Source organism: Kocuria sp. ICS0012 (assembly GCF_001665945.1).
GTDB classification, from domain to species: domain Bacteria; phylum Actinomycetota; class Actinomycetes; order Actinomycetales; family Micrococcaceae; genus Kocuria; species Kocuria marina.
Genome location: NZ_LZMM01000019.1, coordinates 64,232 through 81,973 on the forward strand (window position 1 = coordinate 64,232; position 17,742 = coordinate 81,973).

15 protein-coding genes are annotated in these 17,742 nt (G+C 68.6%); 4 read left to right on the plus strand and 11 right to left on the minus strand.

All coding sequences use genetic code 11. From position 1 onward, the window contains the following. Positions 1 to 39 precede the first annotated feature (39 nt). The 11 genes from A5728_RS02000 to A5728_RS02050 all read right to left on the minus strand — a co-directional run bounded on the left by A5728_RS02000 (position 40) and on the right by A5728_RS02050 (position 12,071). Positions 40 to 2,238 (minus strand): bifunctional anthranilate synthase component I family protein/class IV aminotransferase, encoded by a 2,199-nt coding sequence (locus tag A5728_RS02000; protein WP_231885458.1) that lies wholly within the window; start codon positions 2,236 to 2,238, stop codon positions 40 to 42. 162 nt (positions 2,239 to 2,400) lie between these two features. Further along, positions 2,401 to 3,420 (minus strand): NADP-dependent oxidoreductase, encoded by a 1,020-nt coding sequence (locus A5728_RS02005; protein WP_064845456.1) that lies wholly within the window; start codon positions 3,418 to 3,420, stop codon positions 2,401 to 2,403. A 171-nt stretch (positions 3,421 to 3,591) separates the two neighbouring features. Beyond that, positions 3,592 to 3,708, minus strand: coding sequence for a ribosomal protein bL36 (locus tag A5728_RS02010; RefSeq protein WP_064845457.1), 117 nt, complete (start codon positions 3,706 to 3,708; stop codon positions 3,592 to 3,594). Positions 3,709 to 3,748: 40 nt separating this feature from the next. Continuing rightward, complete coding sequence (locus A5728_RS02015; protein ID WP_064845458.1) at positions 3,749 to 5,323, minus strand: ATP-binding protein; 1,575 nt, start codon at positions 5,321 to 5,323, stop codon at positions 3,749 to 3,751. Further along, positions 5,320 to 6,765, minus strand: a complete 1,446-nt coding sequence (locus A5728_RS02020) for a glycosyltransferase (protein WP_064845459.1) — start codon at positions 6,763 to 6,765, stop codon at positions 5,320 to 5,322. The genes A5728_RS02015 and A5728_RS02020 overlap by 4 nt, the downstream gene beginning before the upstream one ends. Further along, positions 6,752 to 7,849 (minus strand): HEAT repeat domain-containing protein, encoded by a 1,098-nt coding sequence (locus A5728_RS02025; RefSeq protein WP_064845460.1) that lies wholly within the window; start codon positions 7,847 to 7,849, stop codon positions 6,752 to 6,754. The genes A5728_RS02020 and A5728_RS02025 overlap by 14 nt, the downstream gene beginning before the upstream one ends. 6 nt (positions 7,850 to 7,855) lie before the next feature. Beyond that, positions 7,856 to 8,239, minus strand: a complete 384-nt coding sequence (locus A5728_RS02030) for a response regulator transcription factor (RefSeq protein WP_064845461.1) — start codon at positions 8,237 to 8,239, stop codon at positions 7,856 to 7,858. 121 nt (positions 8,240 to 8,360) lie between these two features. After that, positions 8,361 to 8,987: a YdhK family protein gene (locus tag A5728_RS02035; RefSeq protein WP_064845462.1), complete on the minus strand. Its 627-nt coding sequence runs from the start codon at positions 8,985 to 8,987 to the stop codon at positions 8,361 to 8,363. A 120-nt stretch (positions 8,988 to 9,107) separates the two neighbouring features. Further along, positions 9,108 to 9,725, minus strand: coding sequence for a DUF4396 domain-containing protein (locus tag A5728_RS02040; RefSeq protein ID WP_082943163.1), 618 nt, complete (start codon positions 9,723 to 9,725; stop codon positions 9,108 to 9,110). A 530-nt stretch (positions 9,726 to 10,255) separates the two neighbouring features. Continuing rightward, the gene (locus tag A5728_RS02045) at positions 10,256 to 11,563 is read right to left on the minus strand and encodes an ISL3 family transposase (protein WP_064845463.1); all 1,308 of its coding nucleotides are present in this window, start codon (positions 11,561 to 11,563) and stop codon (positions 10,256 to 10,258) included. A gap of 97 nt (positions 11,564 to 11,660) precedes the next feature. Beyond that, the gene (locus A5728_RS02050; RefSeq protein ID WP_082943164.1) at positions 11,661 to 12,071 is read right to left on the minus strand and encodes a Sir2 family NAD-dependent protein deacetylase; all 411 of its coding nucleotides are present in this window, start codon (positions 12,069 to 12,071) and stop codon (positions 11,661 to 11,663) included. 194 nt (positions 12,072 to 12,265) lie between these two features. On the opposite strand from A5728_RS02050, the gene A5728_RS02055 reads away from it, so the two are divergent. The 4 genes from A5728_RS02055 to nirD are packed head-to-tail and all read left to right on the plus strand — an operon-like array spanning position 12,266 to position 17,709. Continuing rightward, positions 12,266 to 13,666, plus strand: a complete 1,401-nt coding sequence (locus A5728_RS02055) for an MFS transporter (protein ID WP_064845464.1) — start codon at positions 12,266 to 12,268, stop codon at positions 13,664 to 13,666. Continuing rightward, positions 13,659 to 15,797: a molybdopterin oxidoreductase family protein gene (locus A5728_RS02060; protein ID WP_255359865.1), complete on the plus strand. Its 2,139-nt coding sequence runs from the start codon at positions 13,659 to 13,661 to the stop codon at positions 15,795 to 15,797. The genes A5728_RS02055 and A5728_RS02060 overlap by 8 nt, the downstream gene beginning before the upstream one ends. Beyond that, positions 15,785 to 17,287: an FAD-dependent oxidoreductase gene (locus A5728_RS02065; protein ID WP_064845465.1), complete on the plus strand. Its 1,503-nt coding sequence runs from the start codon at positions 15,785 to 15,787 to the stop codon at positions 17,285 to 17,287. Before A5728_RS02060 ends, A5728_RS02065 begins: the two co-directional genes overlap by 13 nt. 50 nt (positions 17,288 to 17,337) lie before the next feature. After that, positions 17,338 to 17,709 carry a nitrite reductase small subunit NirD gene (nirD, locus tag A5728_RS02070; protein WP_064845466.1) on the plus strand — a complete coding sequence of 124 codons (372 nt, stop codon included), beginning with the start codon at positions 17,338 to 17,340 and terminating at the stop codon, positions 17,707 to 17,709. Positions 17,710 to 17,742 lie beyond the last annotated feature (33 nt).

The following is a 17,742-nucleotide window of genomic DNA, read 5'->3' on the forward strand; positions in this document are numbered from 1 at the left end:
TCACCGGGTCGTGTCAATGGGGGCGATGCCGCCCGTTCGTCACGGGGCGTCCGCGAGCGCGCGCTGCACCCACGCCGTCACAGGCCCAGGGGCCCACGCACCCACACCGTGGATCTCCCCCACGGGTCGGGCACCCCGCAGGGCGTTGGTCACGAACACCTCCGACGCCTCAGCGATGTCCGTGAGAGTGATGTCCTGTTCACGGACCTCGTACCCGGCGGCCCGCAGGGTCGGGAGCACCCGGGCGCGCATCACCCCGGGCAGGATCCGGCCGTCAACGGGCGGGGTGGTGACCACACCACCGCGCACCACGAACACATTTGCACGCCCGGTCTCCAGCACCGTGCCACCCTGGTCCACCAGCAGCGGGTCACACACCGGTGACCACGGACCGGGTGTCGTGTTCAGGGCGCGGCGGTCCGCCCACTTGTGGCGGCCCCACCCGCCGGGCACCACCACCGGGTACAGCACCCACGGATCCACGGGAGGGGCCGCGCCGGGAGGGTTCAGCGGGGCGTGGGTCATCTCGAGACACAGACTCCCATCGTCCGGAATTGCCGTGACCCGCAGCCGGTGCGGGCCATCCAATCCGGCAGCACGCTGGAGGACCTGCTCTGCGAGCGCGCCCGGCAGCTCATGGGAGAAGCACGCCCGCACGCTGCTCCCGAGCCTTGCCAGGTGCTCCACCAGCTGCTCGGGACGCCCCTCGCGGACGAGCATCGTGGTGAAGACCCCCAGGGAGGGGTCGGGGGTCGAGCGGATCACGGGCGCGTCCCGCAGCGAGGCTGCCGCGCGCGACGGTGCCCCACCGCCTCCCACGCACGCCGGGGTCGCCACCTCCGAGGACTCCGCGTGCTCACGCCACTCCCGGGACAGCTCGGGCCCGAAGCGGGCGCCGACCGCATCCAGCAGCGGGGCGGCCTTCACGAGGGTCTCGAACGCCTCCCCGTCCGGGTCCGAGTCAGCGACGATCCCGCCGCCCACACCCAGGCGCACCGTGGCGCCCGAGAACTCGAACGTACGGATGGCCACGTTCATGGCCAGCCCCGCCACGGGACTCGCGTACCCGATCCCACCGGTGTAGACGCCCCGCGCGGTGGTCTCCAGGGCGTTGATGATCTCGGTGGCCCTGACCTTCGGCGCCCCCGTGCACGAACCGGGCGGGAACGTGGAACGCAGGAGGGCGGCGTCGTCGAGCCCGGGGCGCAGCGTGCCGTGGACATCCGCGACCAGGTGGTGGACGCCCGTGTGCGGCTCCACACGCGGCACGGCGGGGCTCAGGACGGAGCCGGGGACGCACACGCGGGAGAGGTCGTTGCGCATGAGGTCCACGATCATCACGTTCTCGGCGCGGTTCTTGGCGGAGGCGTGCAGCTCGCAGGGGTCCGAGTCCGCGGGCGCGGTGCCCTTGATCGGGGACGTGAGCACGGCGGTGCCCGTCCGACGCAGGTAGAGCTCGGGCGAGAAGCTGGCCACCGCGCCGCCCGGCACGCGCAAGAACCCGGCGAAACGCGGCCGCAGCCGCTCGTACCCGGCGCAGAACAGGTCCAGTGGGTCACCGTCGAATGCCGCTGTGAGCTCTCGGCAGATGTTCGCCTGGAAGATGTCCCCGTCCCGGATGTGCGCCAGCGCGCGCCGCACCGCCTTGGCGTGGGCCGCGCCGGTCACGGCGGCTTCGAACGGCCCGCACCGGTACGAGCGCGGCGCGGACGCCCCGGACGATGACGCTGGGCCGGCCCCGAGCGCCCGCTCCACCGCCGCGATCGTCTCAGCCACCCGGGCAGGGTCCGCACCGGGCAGGGACTCACAGAACCAGCGGTCCGCCGCGCTGTCGTGCACCAGGACGTGGTCGTAGCGCGCCAGGTGGTGCTCCGGCAGACCGCCCGAGTGCGGAGGCGCGGGCGGGAGCGACTCCAGGCGACGCGAGAGCTGGTACCCCAGATAGCCGAGCCACCCGCCGCCGAAGCGGGCGGGATCGGCGGCGGGTGGCTCGGCGCAGGGGCGAGCCAGAGCGCAAAGATCGTGCCGGTTCCCGCCCGTGCTGGGCGGGGCGGCGCGCGCCACGGCGGGAGGATCGTCGTCGTCCGCGGAGCCCAGAGCGGCGAACGGGTCCTCGTCCGCACCGAGCACGCGCGCGGGCCGGATGCCGATCACCGCGTCCCCGTGCATCCAGTCCCCGAGCAGCGCCGCGAGACCGGGTTCAGCATGCAGCGCGCGCAGCATCTGCACGGGTCTCACGCGATGCGGCAGAGGGTGTCGGGGCACGGTTTCCTCTCGTGGGGGCGCCGGGCGAGCAGCTCGGACGCCGCCATGATATGGAGAGGAACCGCCACGCAGAGCAGCGGAGCGGTTCCTCGACGACGGTCACAGTGCCGCGCAGCCACGCGGCGAGGACGTCACTCAGATCTTGACGACCATCTTGCCCTTGTTCGCGCCCTTCATCATGTCCAGGAACGCGTCCACGGCGTGGTCGATGCCCTCCACCACGGTCTCATCGTGGGTGACCTTGCCGGAGGTGAACCACTCACCCATCCGCTGGCGGTACTCCTGGGCGACGTCAGTGTGGTCACCCATGGTGAAGCCCTCCAGCATGAGGGAGTTCTTGATGATGTTGCCCATGTTGTCCGGGCCGCAGGGGCGCTCGGTGGAGTTGTACTGGCTGATCGCGCCGCACACGGCCACACGGCCGTGACGGTTGAGCACGTCCAGAGCCGCCTCCAGGTGGTCGCCGCCCACGTTGTCGTAGTACACGTCCACGCCATCCTCACCCACAGCATCGGCCAGCTGCTCACGGATGGGGGCATCCTTGTAGTTGAGCACCTTGTCGAAGCCGTACTTCTCGGTGAGCATCCGGGCCTTCTCGTCCGAGCCGGCGGAACCGATCACGTAGGAGGCGCCCAGCAGCTTGGCGATCTGACCCGCGATGGAGCCCACGGCGCCGGCGGCACCGGAGACGAACACGCGGTCCCCCTCCTTCAGCCCGGCGATGCGGGTGAGCCCGGTGTACGCAGTCATCCCTGTCATGCCCAGCACGCCCAGGTACACGGACAGCTCGGCGTTGGGCAGCTCCTCGACCTTGGTGAACTCCTTGGCAGATCCCTGGGCGAGGTCGCGCCAGCCGTACTGGTGCAGCACGGGGGTGCCCTCGGGCAGGTCCTCGGAGCGGGACTCGACCACGCGGCCGATGGCGCCGCCGGTCATGGTCTCGTTCAGGGCGAACGGCGGGACGTAGCTCTTCTCGTCCCGCATGCGCCCGCGCATGTACGGGTCCACGGACATGAACTCGTTGCGCACGCGCACCTCTCCGTCCTGCAGCTCCGGCAGGTCCACGGTGACGGTGCGGAAGTTCTCGTGCTCGGGCCACCCCTCGGGGCGGGAGACGAGCTGAATTTGGGTGCTGGTGGAATCGGTAGTAGCCATGTCGCCATGGTGGCATGCACAAACGTTTGCCACAGCAAGGATTCGCCCCCAGCGGACGCTACCCCCGGTTGCTCGTCACATGGGGCAGCCCAGGAGTAATTTACGCACCCCACGGTGATCGCCGACGCCGCACGAACCGGCTCCTGGGGGCGCCCCGCGCGCGGCTCAGCCCTAACGAGCCTTCATGCGCCGATTCTTCCTGTTGATCACGTCGGTCTTGCCCCGGCGGCGGACCACCTGCGAGCCGGGGATCTGCTTGAGGGAGCGGAGCGAGGTGCGAGCCTTCACGGAACCTCATGGTTGCGAACAATTCTCATTCAGGAGAGCATCACGGAGCATCGGTAGCCACAACCCGCTGCACCGGTTCGCTCCGCTGGGTCGCCAGGGGGAGATTCAGCGTGACGGTGGTGCCTTCCCCCTCCACCGACTCCAGGGCCACGGACCCCCCGTGCTGCTCCACGATGGTGCGCATGATCACGAGCCCCAGTCCCGTTCCGGGCACCTGCTGGGCCGTGGCGTTGGAGGCCCGGGTGAAGCTCGTGAAGAGGGACCCCACCTCTTTCTCGGGAATGCCCATCCCGGTGTCCGTGCACGTCAGGCGGACTCCCGTGCCATCGGGCGTGCCTTCCAGCGTCAGCGAGACGGCACCGTGGGGCGGGGTGAACTTGATGGCGTTACCCACCACGTTGGTGACGGCCCGCTCCAGACGGTCCCGGTCCCCGAACACGGGCCACGAACCGTCCGTGTCCACGTGGACGGTCACCTCGCCCGCCGCGGCCTGGGGAACGAGATTGGTGACCACCCCGGACACGCACTCCGCGAGGTCCAGCACACGGTGGCGCGCCGAGCGGTTCTCCTGGTCCTGGTCCAGCTTGTTGATCAGCAGCAGGTCCTCGATCAGCAGCCGCAGCCGTTCCGTGTTGCGCCGCACCACTTCCAGCACGCGGGCCTGTTCCGGGCCGACACTGCCGAAGTCCCCGTCCTGGAGCATCTCCACATAGCCGCTGATGGACGTGAGCGGGGTTCGCAGCTCGTGGTTGGTGGTGGAGACGAACACGGATTTCTGGCGGTTGAGCTCCGTGAGCTGCTCCAGGGTGCGCTCCCGCTGCTCCACCACGTCCCGGGCCTCGCGGGTGAAGGCGTTGAAGGACGCGGCGAGATCCACCACCTCCGCAGCGCCGTGGGAGGTGTCCGCGACGGCGTCGTGGTCGCCCGCGCGCTGCCTCGCCACCGTGCACTGCAGCGCGAGTAGCGGCGCCCCGAGGGCGCGGTCCGCGCGGCCCAGGGCGAGGAACGCCACCGCGATCGACAGCATCGCGGCAGTTACCACGGCGGCCGCGGCCAGGGTCATGGACCGGTTCAGATCCGCTCTGCGCTGCTCCCGCAGGCGGGAGGCGTCCGCCCGGACGTCCTCCAGTGTGCCGAGGGCCCGGTCCATGGCGGATGTCGTAGTGGGCAGGTCCAGAGATCTCCGCGGGGTGTCCCTCCCTGGTTCCCGGGTGAGACCGAGCCACGTGTCCACGGACTCGTTCAAGGACCGCAGCTGCGGCAGCCGCCCGGCCGCCACCTCACCCAGGACGTCCTGGGCTGCAGTGAGGTCCGCAGTGGCCTTAGCGTACTCCCGCGCGAAAGCCTGGTCTCCGCTGACCGAGTAGCCCCGCGCGGCCGTCTGGGCGCGCAGCAGCGTGGCCTCCACCTGGTGCGTGGCATCCATCAGGGGTGTGATGGTGGTGCGCGTGGCGGCCACGTTCAGCTGCACCGTGTGCAGTCCCCACAGTGCGGTGGCGCCGGTGAAGAGCAGTGCGAGGCACAACAGGGCGAGCACCTGCATGAGGATGGCGCGCACCCCGCGGTGGCGGACACCGTCCCGCACGCGGGTCACTGCCGGGAAGCGGGCGCTCATCCGTCCACCTCCGTGAAACCCGAACGGGTCATGGTGCCCCACTGCTGGCGGCGCCCCAGCAGGGAAGCCACCCAGCCCTCCATGCGCCACCACGCCGTGAGCTGGCGGTAGCCCAGGTTCTCCAGGACCACCGCGCCCAGCGTGATGCCCAGGTCCCGCCAGCGGGGGTACTTGTGGTAGCTCAGCTCCTCGATCGTCACGGCCGCGAGGGTCACGATGATCGCGTACGCGTAGGCCACGAGCATGAACAACAGGAAGTACTGCCAGGACACGAGTCCCAGCGCGAAGCCCAGCGCGATCAGTACCAGCCCGGCGAGTTCCAGCAGCGGGGCGATCAGCTCGAAGAGCCAGTAGTACGGAACCGCCACGAGACCCAGCCGACCGTAGCGGGGGTTGAACAGCATGTCCCGGTAGGCCCACAGGGTCTCCCACAGACCCCGGTGCCAGCGCGCCCGCTGCCGCCGCAGCACGGGCAGGGTGCTGGGGACCTCCGTCCAGCAGATGGGCTCCGTGAGAAAGGTGACGCGGTAGGGCCGGCGCTGCCTGCGGAAGGTCCGGTGCAGACGCATCACCAGTTCGAAGTCCTCACCGATGCTCGAGGCGTCCAGGCCTCCCACCGCCACGAGGGCATCCCGGCGGAAGACACCGAACGCGCCGCTGATCAGCAGCAACGCGTTGATCCGGGACCAGCCTGCGCGTCCCAGGTGGAAGGCTCGCAGGTACTCCATCACCTGGATGTCCGCGAGCGGCGTGCCCGGCATGCGCACCTCCAGGACACGGCCGCCCTTCACGCGGCACCCGTTGACGGCGCGGATCACTCCCCCGGCGGCGACCGTGGAGATCGGGTCCTCGATGAAGGGCCGGGACACCGTCAGCAGCGCCCCGGGGTCCAGGATGGAGTCCGAGTCCACGAACAGCACCAGGTCCTCGCGGGCCAGGTTGACGCCCACGTTGGTGGAGTCGGAGCGGCCCGAGTTGCGCTTGTGCACCACGGTCAGCCGGGTCCGCCCGTCCCGTGGGACGTGAATGCTGGTCGGTGCCTCCCGCACCGGAACGTCCTCGGGCATCTGCCGGGACACCGGCACCAGGTCGAAGGCCCGGCGCAGCACCTCGAAACCGTTGTCGGTGCTGCCGTCGTCCACCACGATCACCTCGTGGCGCGGGTGCTGCAGCGACAGAAAGGACTCCACGGCCACGCGGATGCCGACCTCCTCGTTGTGCATGGGTGCCACCACGCTGATGCCGGGCATGGTGCGGGAGCGCATCAGTTCCTCCCGCCCCGCAAACGGGATCCGGCGGCGGTAGGCCACGAAGTCCACCGCCGCCAGGACGATCATCACCAGGTAGGACGTGTTGATCAGCAGGAAGTAGATCAGCACCGGCACCGCAATGAACGCCAGGATCCCGGCCACAGCGCCGCGCAGCAGCTCAAGCCACTCCACGGCCGGCTCCTCTCATGGCGCTCAGCTGCAGCGCGTAGTGGGCGGGGTGCACGGCAGGGGTGTCACCGTCCAGGGCGCCCAGCAGCCGCTCCCGCCCGGCAGGGCCCAGTCCGGTGAGAGCCACCGCGGCCCGCTCCGCCAACCGGGGCCGAGTGTCCTCGACCAGGGGGCCCAGGGCCGCCACGGAGGCGGGCAGACCCAGCCGTTCGAGGGACTCCACGGCGGCGAGCGCCACGTTCTCGTCCCGGTGGCGGGCGAGCTCGGACAGGACGGCGAGGTCCTGCGCTCCCCCCACCCATCCCAAGGCGCCGACGAAGGCGGTGAGGGCCCGGGGGTCGGTCTCCTGTGCCAGGCGCTCACGCACGACGGGAGCGGCACCTGGCACGGGGCGCACTCCGATCACAGTTGCCGCCACATGGCGCACCGCCGGGTCCGGGTGCAGGGTGGCCTCCTCGATCACGGGTGCCGCTGCGTCGTCGAAGGCGCACAGGGACTCCACGGCCACCCAGCTGGGCAGTCCGCGGGGACGACGCCGCGGCGCCACCGCGCGCAGCACGGCGCGGGCCGCGGAGCCGTCGCCGAGCAGCGCCAGGGCACGGGCGGCGGCAACCACCACGTCCGCGGAACGGTCCTGGAGCAGGGGCAGGATCCGGGGCGCGGACTCGCGAGCGCGCATCAGCCCGAGGGTCCAGGCAGCGTGGGCACGGCGCACCGCGCTGTGGGAGGAGAGCCCCGTGATGGCCCACTCGGCGCGTCCGTGGGCGTCGAGCACCCTGGCCAGAGCACGGGCGGGCTCCCCCCTGACCTTGGAGAGCATCGCGGAGACGGCGCGGTCCACCACCGGTACGCGGCGCCGGGGCACCGCGGTCAGGCGGCGCAGGGCGGAGGCGTCGTCGTCCTCACCGGACGCGACCTCGAGCATTGCGGGGCGCAACTCACCGAGCAGCTTCGCGTCCCGGCGTTCACGCCACTGCCGGCCTGCACGCGTTCCCAGGACGGTCGCGAGGAGCAGGGCCGCGGCCCATACCAGAACCCACAGCACCCAGGACAGCAGCTGCGCGGAGACCACCGTGGGGGTCGCCACTGCGGGTCACCGCCCCCGGCCGAGGAGGCTGTTCACACGGTGCAGCAGCTCACGGGGGCTGAAGGGCTTGGTGACGTACTCGTCCGCACCGGTGTTGTACCCGTCGTCCACGTCCGCGTCCCTGGCTCGGGCGGTCAGCAGGACCACTTTGAGGTGTTTCAGAGCCTCGGTGGCACGGATCTGGCGCAGCACGTCCAGTCCGCTGAGACCGGGCATCATGACGTCCAGCACCACGATGTCTGGGATGCCTTCCTCCAGCGCGCTCAGCGCAGCGGTGCCATCCTCCACCGCCCGGACCTCGTATCCCGCCTGCTGCAGTTTGAAGACCACGAGGTCGCGAATGTCGGGGTCGTCGTCCGCAACGAGGACGGACGGGTGTTCAGGGCTCACGAGGGCGCTCCGTGTGTCTGGGGGGATGGACACGCTCCGAATCCGCGGCAGCGGAGGAGATGAAGCCAAGAGTATTCGAAAACATGCAGGTTGGCGGGAGATGACGCTTGGTGCGGTGAAATCAGCCGCGGGGCTTCATCTCCTTCTCCACGACCCACTTGTGGTTGGTCATGGTCATGCCGTCCGCCTCGTAGTCCACCATGTAGACCGTCTGGGTGGTTGAGGAGGCAACGGTGCCCGTGGCGCCCTTCATGCCGGGCATGTGGTCCGCCTCGATGGTGACCTCGGTCCCGTCCGCGAGGCGCTCGGAACCGGCACCCTGGAGTTCCTCCTGGACGACCCACTTGTGGTTGGTGACCTCGGGTCCGCCGTCCGTGGGGGTGTAGTTCACGGCGTAGGCCACGGTCTTGTAAGCGCCCACCACAGTGGCCGGGGCGCCCTTCATGCCCTCCATGTGGTCGGCGGTCAGCGTGACCTGCGTGCCCACCGGGTAGGTGGGCTTCTCCGCGGCGGTGATGCCCTCCGGGGCGGGGCCACCGTCCATGGCGTGCATGTGCTCGTGCCCGCCCTGGCTCGCACTGGGCGTGCCACTCGCGGAGGACGACGTCGCCTGGCTCGTCGCGCTGGAGGTCGCGCTGGTCTCGTGGCCCTCGTGGGCGGAGTGGTCCGCGGAATCGGAACCGGCGGAACAGGCGGTGGCGGTCACCAGGATGGCGAGACCGGCGAGGGTGAGGGGAAGTCGACGCATGGGAAAGGATCCTTTCTGCGGGCCCGCCCGGGTTGCTGGACCCCGGTACGGGCGGGTTTCTGGTGGGAGTGCGCGGTGGCAGCGGAACCCTGCTTCACTGGTTCCCTACAGCAGGGTGCCCTACAGCAGGGTACCGAGGGAGGCGACGAAGCCGCCCAGCATGAACGCGCTGATGCCGTACGCCAGGGGGCGGTTGTCCATGGGGCCGCCGCCGGAGGCGTGGTGGGTAATGGCGTGGCCCTTGCCGCGGCGCAGCAGGGCCTTGTTCACCGGGTATGCCGCGAAGTACGCGATCACGAGGGACAGGGCCATGGAGCCCCAGAAGAGGGCGTCGAGCAGGCCGGCGTCCATGGCACCGGGGACCAGCCACATGACGAGGTTGTCCACGACCTCCATGGTGAGGATGGAGACGGTATCCGCGGCGAGCACGAGACGCAGGGCCCGACCCACGCTGATGCCGGCGCGCAGCAGGGGCAGGGAGGACAGGGCATAGCCGAACACGAAGGCCAGGGCGATGGCCACGGCGGTGCTGGTGACGTTGCCCCACCCGAACACGGTGGCCAGGATCAGGCCGAGGATCTCGCCGATGGAGCAGCCGGTGAGGCAGTGGAGGGTGGCGCTGGCGGCCATGTTGGACATGTCGTGACCTGCGGGGTTGGAGGGGGCGTGGTCGTGCATGTCGTGGCCCGAGAGGGAGTCCGAGTGATCGGTGGGGTGGGTGGTGGCGGGCGTGTTCATCTCTGTGACTATATACCCATAGGGGGTATATAGTCACAGGTAGGGACCCCCTTCCGGCCTGCGACCACCCCATATTCCCTCAGCTCCACGGCACCGAGCGTGGGGTGAGACGAGAGAGCTCTATCCCGCCGAAGGGAAGTCTCTCGACAGCCCATCCATGAAAAGTCAAAGGGCCCGCTCACGAAGCGCGCCTAAGCGCCCCTGTCTCTTCTCGCCGGGCACGCCCAGAGGAATCCAATTCAAGCCGAACACCCACCGGTATCATCGTGCGTGTTGGCCTGCTTGGGCCATGGAGCGAGGGATGACCAATGTGGCTGAGCCGTGGCCGCTCCCTCCGCGTGAACCCGGGTAGCTTCCTGTCAGGCACTGACAGGCACAGGCCAAGGTTCCAGCTCAGCTCGCTTCCGTACGACCGATGATTATTTACCCCACGTGGACGTTTCAGCGTCTGCAAGCACGTTGGTCCCCGACCGCACCAGATTTTGTGCTGCCCGCTCGGCCGGGCACAGCGCGCCAACTTTACGGGCTCTTCACAATTCGGGGTGTAGGTGTGGTCTGAATCCGCTGGCTTCGAGGAGTGCGCGGGCTATGTAGTTGGTGAGGTTGCGGAAGCCGAGGGCCAGGCCACGCAGGTGCTCGAGGCGACCGTTCACGGCTTCGGTAGGTCCGTTGCTCGTGCGCGGCCGGTCGAAGTAGGCCAGGACGTCGCAGGCGCGTCTGGTCAGGGTGCGGCCGAGCTTGCGCAGTTCTACCAACGCCTCAGGCACACTGTCGGCGAGGGCGTCGATCACGGAGCTCATCTCGACGCGGCCGGCTGCCCGGTCGGGGTGACGGTAGGCGGAGATCATCCTCTGGTAGATCCCCCAGGTGCACTCGACTTGCACGTGCCGGTCCCCAGCGAAGAGCTTGTCAAGGCGCTCGTGCTGGCGGTCGGTGAGCAGGTCAGCCCCGGTGTGCAGGGTCCGCCGCGCGGTGTAGAGCGGGTAGCCCTTGCGTCCGTGGTGTCCGTGCAGTTCCTGCTGGACTCGGCGGCGGCACTCATCGAGAGCGTCCCCGGCCAACCGGATGACGTGGAAGGGATCCATAACCGTGACGGCGTCCGGCAGCTCCTCGGTGGTGGCGGTCTTGAAGCCCGCGAACCCATCCATGGCCACGACCTCGATCCCATCGCGCCAAGCCTGGTCCCGCTCGGCCAGCCAGTCCTTGAACGCCTTCTTCGACCGACCTTCGACCACGTCCAGCAGGCGTGAGGGCCCGGTGCCGTCCCGGACCGGGGTGAGGTCGATGATCACGGTGACGTACTTGTCACCGCGCCGGGTGTGCCGCCACACGTGCTCATCGACCCCGACGACCTTGACACCGTCCAGGCGGGTCGGGTCCTCGATGAGCAGACGCCGGCCCTCAGCCAGGACCGCGTCGTTGGCGGTGTTCCACGCCACGCCCAGTCCTTCGGCAACTCGGGCCATCGACAGGTGGCCGACGACGATCCCGACCAGACCCCACCGCAGGCCGGCGCGGGAGATCTTGGCCCGCGGCGGCGCCGCAGCGGTGGTGTCCTGACGCCACACGTGCGAGCACTCCTTGCAGCGGTAGCGGCGCACGGTGAGCACCAGCGTGGTAGGGCGCCACCCGAACGGCTCGTGCGCCAACTCCCTGCTCACCGTGTCACGGGGCACGCCCTGGCAGCCGCACCGCCTGCACCAGTCGTCCGGCTCCACGACCCGGCACGCCAGCACGGACCGGTCAGGCTCGAGCAGCTGGCCGGTGACCTCCAGACCGAGGCCGTCGAGGCGGGTGAAGGTAGTCAGGTCAGGGCGCGTGAAGGTAGCGTCAGGCACGTCGAGGTCTTCCGGACGGGTTGTGTGAGAACTCCCATCATCGGAAGACCTCGACCCTCACCCCGACACCGACGCGCCGCCCCAGGTCGCACCACAGCTACACCCTCATCTGTGAAGAGCCTTCAAAGAGGTCTCCGTGAACGTGGGCGAGAACCGTGGCCCCCGCCCGCTCGTGCAGGTCGTCGACGTTCTGGGTAGAAATCCGCAGGTCCATGTCGGGGTAAGCCTGCCATTGGGCGATCGCCAAGTGCCCGGGGTGCGGCTGGGCGCCGCGCACCAGGGATGCACGCCAGGCGTACCACGCCCAGCACTGGGCGGGGTCGTCCTCCCAGGCCTCCGGTGTCGCCAGCTCCGTGGGATCGAAACGTTCCCACAACCCGGTCTGCGCATCGCGAAAGGTCGGAACACCGGATTCGGCAGACATCCCCGCGCCGGTCAGCACGGTCACCCGCCGTGCGTTACGGGCAAGCTCGAGGATCTCGGTGGGGATCTGCTCGGGGGAGGACATGCACCTCAGGCTAGCGCCCCACTGAGGGTTCCGGCAGGTGAGTCCGCCATGGGGATCTCGAGCGCGGACAAGCTCTCACAGGGTCGCTGGGGGCAGTGAATTATTTGTTACCCCTCTGTAACCGGCCTGGTCGGCTGGGTGAAACAGCCTGCCCGTAGGTTTCTTCGTAATGGTGACGACCGAAGGAGCCACGCATGTCACTGGATACGCGTCAACAAGGTCTGCTGGATGACCTTGACACACTCGCTGTCGATGAACCGTTACGGCACCGGCCCAACCGGTGGATCGACGGATACAACCCCGAGAACGAGACACAGTGGAATCGTGAGGGCCGGGGCATTGCCCGCCGGAACCTGAACTGGTCCATTTATGTCGAGTTCTTGGGTTTCGTGGTGTGGCAGCTTTGGTCCGTGGCCGTGGTGGCCATGCCCGCGGCCGGTTTCTCGCTGAGCACCTCGCAGCAGTTCTGGCTGATCTCGGTGCCCAGCCTCGTGGGCGCCACCATGCGTTTCCCGTACACGTTCATGGTTCCGATTTTCGGTGGCCGCATGTGGACGGTCATCTCCGCCCTGCTGCTCCTGCTGCCGGTCGTAGGCATGGGGATGTGCCTGGGCAACCCGGACACCCCGTTCGGTGTGCTGCTGGCGGTGGCCGCGCTCGCCGGTTTCGGTGGCGGCAACTTTGCCTCGTCGATGACCAACATCACCTACTACTTCCCGGCCAAGGAGAAGGGCTGGGCGCTGGGTCTGAACGCGGCCGGCGGAAACCTGGGCTCGGCCGTCGCGCAGTTCACCGTGCCGATTGTCATCACCGCCGGTGGTGTGCTGTTGACCGGTGGCCCTATGGTCAGCCTGGCCGGCTGGTTCTGGGTTCCGTTCATCCTGCTGGGTGCGGTTGGCGCGTACTACTGCATGAACAGTCTCTCCCACGCCACCGCGGACGTCAGCTCGTATCTGGCCGCCCTCAAACATGGGCAGTTGTGGGTCATCGCGGTGCTCTACATCGGTACTTTCGGGTCGTTCATGGGCTTCGCCAGTGTGTTCCCCAAGGTCATCGCGGACACGTTTCCGCAGTTCTCCGCCTTCACCATCGGCGCGGCCACACTGTCCCTGGCGTTCCTCGGCGCGCTGGTCGGTTCCCTGGCTCGTCCCTACGGTGGGAAGCTGGCCGACAAATTCGGCGGTGCCCGCCCGACGATCGCAGCGTTCGCTGTCATGGCCATCATGGCGCTGGCGATCATCGGGCTGCTGCGGCTGGGTAACTTCTGGCTGTTCCTGTTGGGCTTCCTGGTCCTCTTTATCGCCTCCGGCATGGGTAACGGTTCGACCTACCGGATGATCCCCACCGCGTTCTCGCTGGCCTACGGCGACGACCAGAAAGCCACGCGCGCCGCGGCGTCGTCGTTGGGCATCATTTCCGCGATCGGTGCCTACGGCGGGTTCCTGATCCCGCAGGTACTTCGCATCGTCCACGAGAACACGGGCGGGTACGACGGCGCATTTATCGGTTTTGCCGCCGGGTACCTGGTGCTGCTGGCCATCACGTGGGGCGTCTACGCCCGCAAGGGCACCACGTTCGGAGACGGTCGTGTCTGAATCCCTCATCACCCAAGAACCGCCCGCGAGCCACGGGGTGGCCAGCCATTGCCCGTACTGCGCCCTGCAGTGCGCCATGACACTGACCCCCAACTCGGACGCGAGCGAACCCGTGACGGTGACCGGGCGCGAGTTCCCGACCAACCGCGGCGGACTGTGCCGCAAGGGCAGCTCCGCGGCCAAGGTCCTGGGCCTGGGGGATCGGATCACCCAGCCGATGATCCGCACGGCCCACGGACTGGAACCCACCACGTGGGACCACGCGCTGACAGCGATCACCGAGGCGATCCGGGGCACCCAGCGTGAGCACGGCCGCGACGCGGTGGGGATCTTCGGAGCCGGTGGGCTCACCAACGAGAAGGCCTACGCACTGGGCAAGTTCGCCCGCGCGGTGCTGCGAACCAGTCGGATCGACTACAACGGCCGGTTCTGCATGTCTTCGGCGGCGGCCGCCGGTAACCGGGCCTTCGGTTTGGACCGCGGCCTACCGTTCCCACTAACCGATCTGGACCGCGCGCACGCCGTGCTACTGATCGGCTCCAATGTGGCGGACACCATGCCCCCGTTCGTCCAGCACCTGGCCTCCGCGCGGGAGCACGGCGGGCTGTTCGTGATCGACCTGCGCGAGTCCGCCACCGCGGACCTGACCCGCTCGGAGGAACGCGAGTGCGGGATCCACCTGGCACCGACCCCCGGAACCGACCAGGAACTACTGCTGGGCCTGATCCACGTGGTCATTGCCGAGGGCCTCTACGACGCCGCCTACGTGGCCTCCCGCACCAATGGTTTCGCCCGGCTCAAGCGCACCGCCCAGCGCTACTGGCCTGAACACGTCCAGAGCCTCACCGGTGTCCCCGCCGCCAAGATCCGGGCGGTCGCCCGCGGGCTGGCCACGGCCAAGGACAGGGGCGCGTTCGTCCTGACCGGGCGCGGCGTGGAACAGCACACCAATGGCTCGGACACCACCAGCCTCGCCATCAACCTGGCCTTGCTGCTGGGGCTGCCGGGCCGCGAACCCGGCGGGTACGGCACCGTGACCGGGCAGGGCAACGGCCAGGGCGGGCGCGAACACGGTCAGAAGTGCGATCAGCTGCCCGGCTACCGTTCCATCAACGACCCGCAGGCCCGAGCGCACGTGGCCTCGGTGTGGGGCATCGATGAGCAGGACATCCCCGGTCCGGGGATTGACGCCACCCAACTGTTGCTCTCGTGCGGCACCGACCACGGGGTGCGCACACTGATGATTCACGGCTCCAACCCCGTGGTCTCCGCCCCGAATGCCACACGGGTGACCCGTGCACTGGCCGACCTGGATTTCCTGGTGGTCAGTGACTTCGTGCTGTCGGAGACCGCTCAGCTGGCGCACGTGATCCTGCCGGTGGCGCAGTGGGCGGAGGAAGAAGGCACCATGACCAACCTGGAGGGCCGGGTCATCCGCCGTCGTAGGGCGCTGCCGTTGCCCGGCGCCGCGCGCGACGAGCTGGCCGTGCTGGCCGAGCTGAGCACCCGGTTGGGTTCCACCATGTTCTTCGGAACGGCGGAGCAGATGTTCGAGGAGCTCACCCGAGCCTCGGCCGGTGGCCGCGCGGACTACTCGGGTCTCAGCTACGACCTGCTCGACCAGGAGAGGGCGTGCTATTGGCCCTACCCGGCGGGCAGCGCGGGCACACCGCGCCTGTTCCGGGACTCGTTCCCCACCGCGGACGGCCGTGCCACCCTGGCGGACGTGTCCCCCCGGGCGATTGCCGAGCGGATCTTCGACGGGGCCGAGCTGACCCTGATCACAGGCCGCCTGCTGGGCCACTACCAGTCGGGTGCCCAAACTCGACGGGTCCCGGAACTGCTCGCCTCGGATCCTGACGGGCGAGTCGAGATCAACCCGGAGACCGCCCACCTCTACGGGGTGGTCGAGGGGCAGCTGCTCACTTTGCACAACGAGCGGGGAACCGTGCAGGCCCGGGCTCGGCTGTCCCGACAGATCCGCCGCGACACCCTGTTCATGCCCTTCCACTTCGCAGGGTCCAACAGTGTGAACCGTTTGGTCTCCTCGGCCACGGACCCGCTGTCCAAGATGCCGGAATTCAAAGCCACCCGCGTGTGGGTGTCCCAGGAGGAACAGTGCGTCGCATAGTCATCATCGGTTTCGGCCCGGTGGCCGCCCGCCTGATCGAAGAACTCGAGGAACCCCTTGCCCAGAGCCGGGTGCACGTGTGCGTGATCGGGAGCGAGCCGGAAGGTGCCTACAACCGCATCCTGCTGGCCAACCTGGTCACCGGGCATAGCACCCCGCAAGACCTGGACCTCGCGTGCGATGAGACCAACTTCCCGGAGGGGGTAACGTTCCTCACGGGTACCACGCTCAGCGACATTTCCTTGGACGGGCAGTACCTTCACACCACTGATGACCGGTTGATCTCCTTTGACGATCTGATCTTCGCCACCGGAGCGCGCGCCGTTCTGCCGCGGGTCCCCGGATTGGACGTTCTGGACACGGATCCGTGCCACCTGGATTCCATCCCCCTACCCGGAGTGCACCCCTTGCGGGACATGTCCGACGCTCGGCGGTTACGCGAGGTGGTCGAGACGGGCCAGGATGTCCTGGTCCTCGGCGGTGGGATTCTGGGGATCGAGCTTGCGCTCAACCTTGCCGAGCACGGAGTGCAGGTGAGCTTGATCCACCGTGGGCAGGACCTGATGCCGCGGCAGCTGGATCCTGACGCCAGCCGAATGCTGGCCCACGTGCTGAGGCAGGCCGGTATCCAGGTGATCCCCGGGGGCATCAACGGCGTGCGCAGTGAGGGTGGTCGCTTCACGGGGGTCGTCTTGGACGATGGAACCGTGCGAGAAGCCGGCGCGTTGATTCCGGCCATCGGAGCGCAGCCCCGTACCGAGTGGGCCAAGAAAGTGCGGCTACCGACCCATCGTGGGATTTTGGTCGATCATCAGTTGCGGGTCCACGGCACCTCGAACATCTACGCGATCGGTGACTGCGCGGAGGTGCTGTGCAGCAATCCCGTGTGCCCAGAATGTATGGCTATCGACTACCAGGATTCCGCCCCGAGCGGGCTGATCGGCCCGGGGTGGCAGCAGGCGCAAGCCCTGGCGGACATTCTGGACGGCACCCACAACCGCGTTCCTTCACAGGTGTCGCAACTGATCACCATGAAGTCGCAGGCCGTGAGCCTCACCGCTGCGGGCTCGGTGCACGCTCGAGCCTTCGAGCAGCCGAGAGTCGACGTGGCCACCTGGGAGGACCCACGCACCGGGCGTTACCTCAAGGTGGTCTCGCGCGATCGGAACATCCTCGGATTCGTGGCTCTGGGGGCGCCGGAGGCCGGTGCCGAACTGGCCATGCTGTTCGAACGATCCGGTGCCGCCCCGGGTGACCCTTCCGTGTTGCTTGCCGCGGACACCCCGAGCGGCGCGGATACCGCACCGGAACTGACCCCGGAGTCCATCATCTGCCGGTGTGCGGGGGTGGCCCTGGCACCCATTCAGCAGGCCGTGTCCGCCGGAGCCACCACCGTGGCCGAGGTCTCCAAATGTTCCCGCGCCGGCACCGGTTGCGGCGGGTGCAAGGACAAACTCGAATCCGTGGTCTCCCAAGCCATGGCAGCCTGAGCCGCCACACCGACCACTTGTATGCACCACAGTCGCCAAGGAGAACCGCCATGACCGTTCTGACTCGCGAGACCCACTCCACCGCCGTCGAAACCCTCACCTGGACCCCCGTGGTCGAAGAACACCGTCTGGAACGTGACGTCGGCGCGGCCGCCCTGCTCAAGGGCCGCCACATCGCCCTGTACCGGACCTGGAACGACCGGCTGTACGCGAGCTCCAACGTGGACCCGGACACCGGTGCCTCCGTGCTCTCCCGCGGGATTGTCGGCGAATCAGGTGGCGTCCCCACCATTGCCTCGCCCCTGCTCAAGGCGGTCTTCAACCTGGAAACCGGTGAGTGCCTGACCAATGACGAGCTGTCCGTGGAGACCTACCCCGTTCGAGTGGTCGACGGAATCATCCAGGTCGGCCTGGATTTCTAGGTCCGACGCAGGCGCAATTTACACGGCCGTAAG

What these genes read in the sequence shown, in the direction of transcription:
- A5728_RS02040 (WP_082943163.1), bottom strand. Translation starts at nt 9,725, where the DNA reads ATGAACACGCCCGCCACCACCCACCCCACCGATCACTCGGACTCCCTC.
- A5728_RS02005 (WP_064845456.1), bottom strand. Translation starts at nt 3,420, where the DNA reads ATGGCTACTACCGATTCCACCAGCACCCAAATTCAGCTCGTCTCCCGC.
- A5728_RS02035 (WP_064845462.1), bottom strand. Translation starts at nt 8,987, where the DNA reads ATGCGTCGACTTCCCCTCACCCTCGCCGGTCTCGCCATCCTGGTGACC.
- A5728_RS02055 (WP_064845464.1), top strand. Translation starts at nt 12,266, where the DNA reads ATGTCACTGGATACGCGTCAACAAGGTCTGCTGGATGACCTTGACACA.
- A5728_RS02015 (WP_064845458.1), bottom strand. Translation starts at nt 5,323, where the DNA reads ATGAGCGCCCGCTTCCCGGCAGTGACCCGCGTGCGGGACGGTGTCCGC.
- nirD (WP_064845466.1), top strand. Translation starts at nt 17,338, where the DNA reads ATGACCGTTCTGACTCGCGAGACCCACTCCACCGCCGTCGAAACCCTC.
- A5728_RS02050 (WP_082943164.1), bottom strand. Translation starts at nt 12,071, where the DNA reads ATGTCCTCCCCCGAGCAGATCCCCACCGAGATCCTCGAGCTTGCCCGT.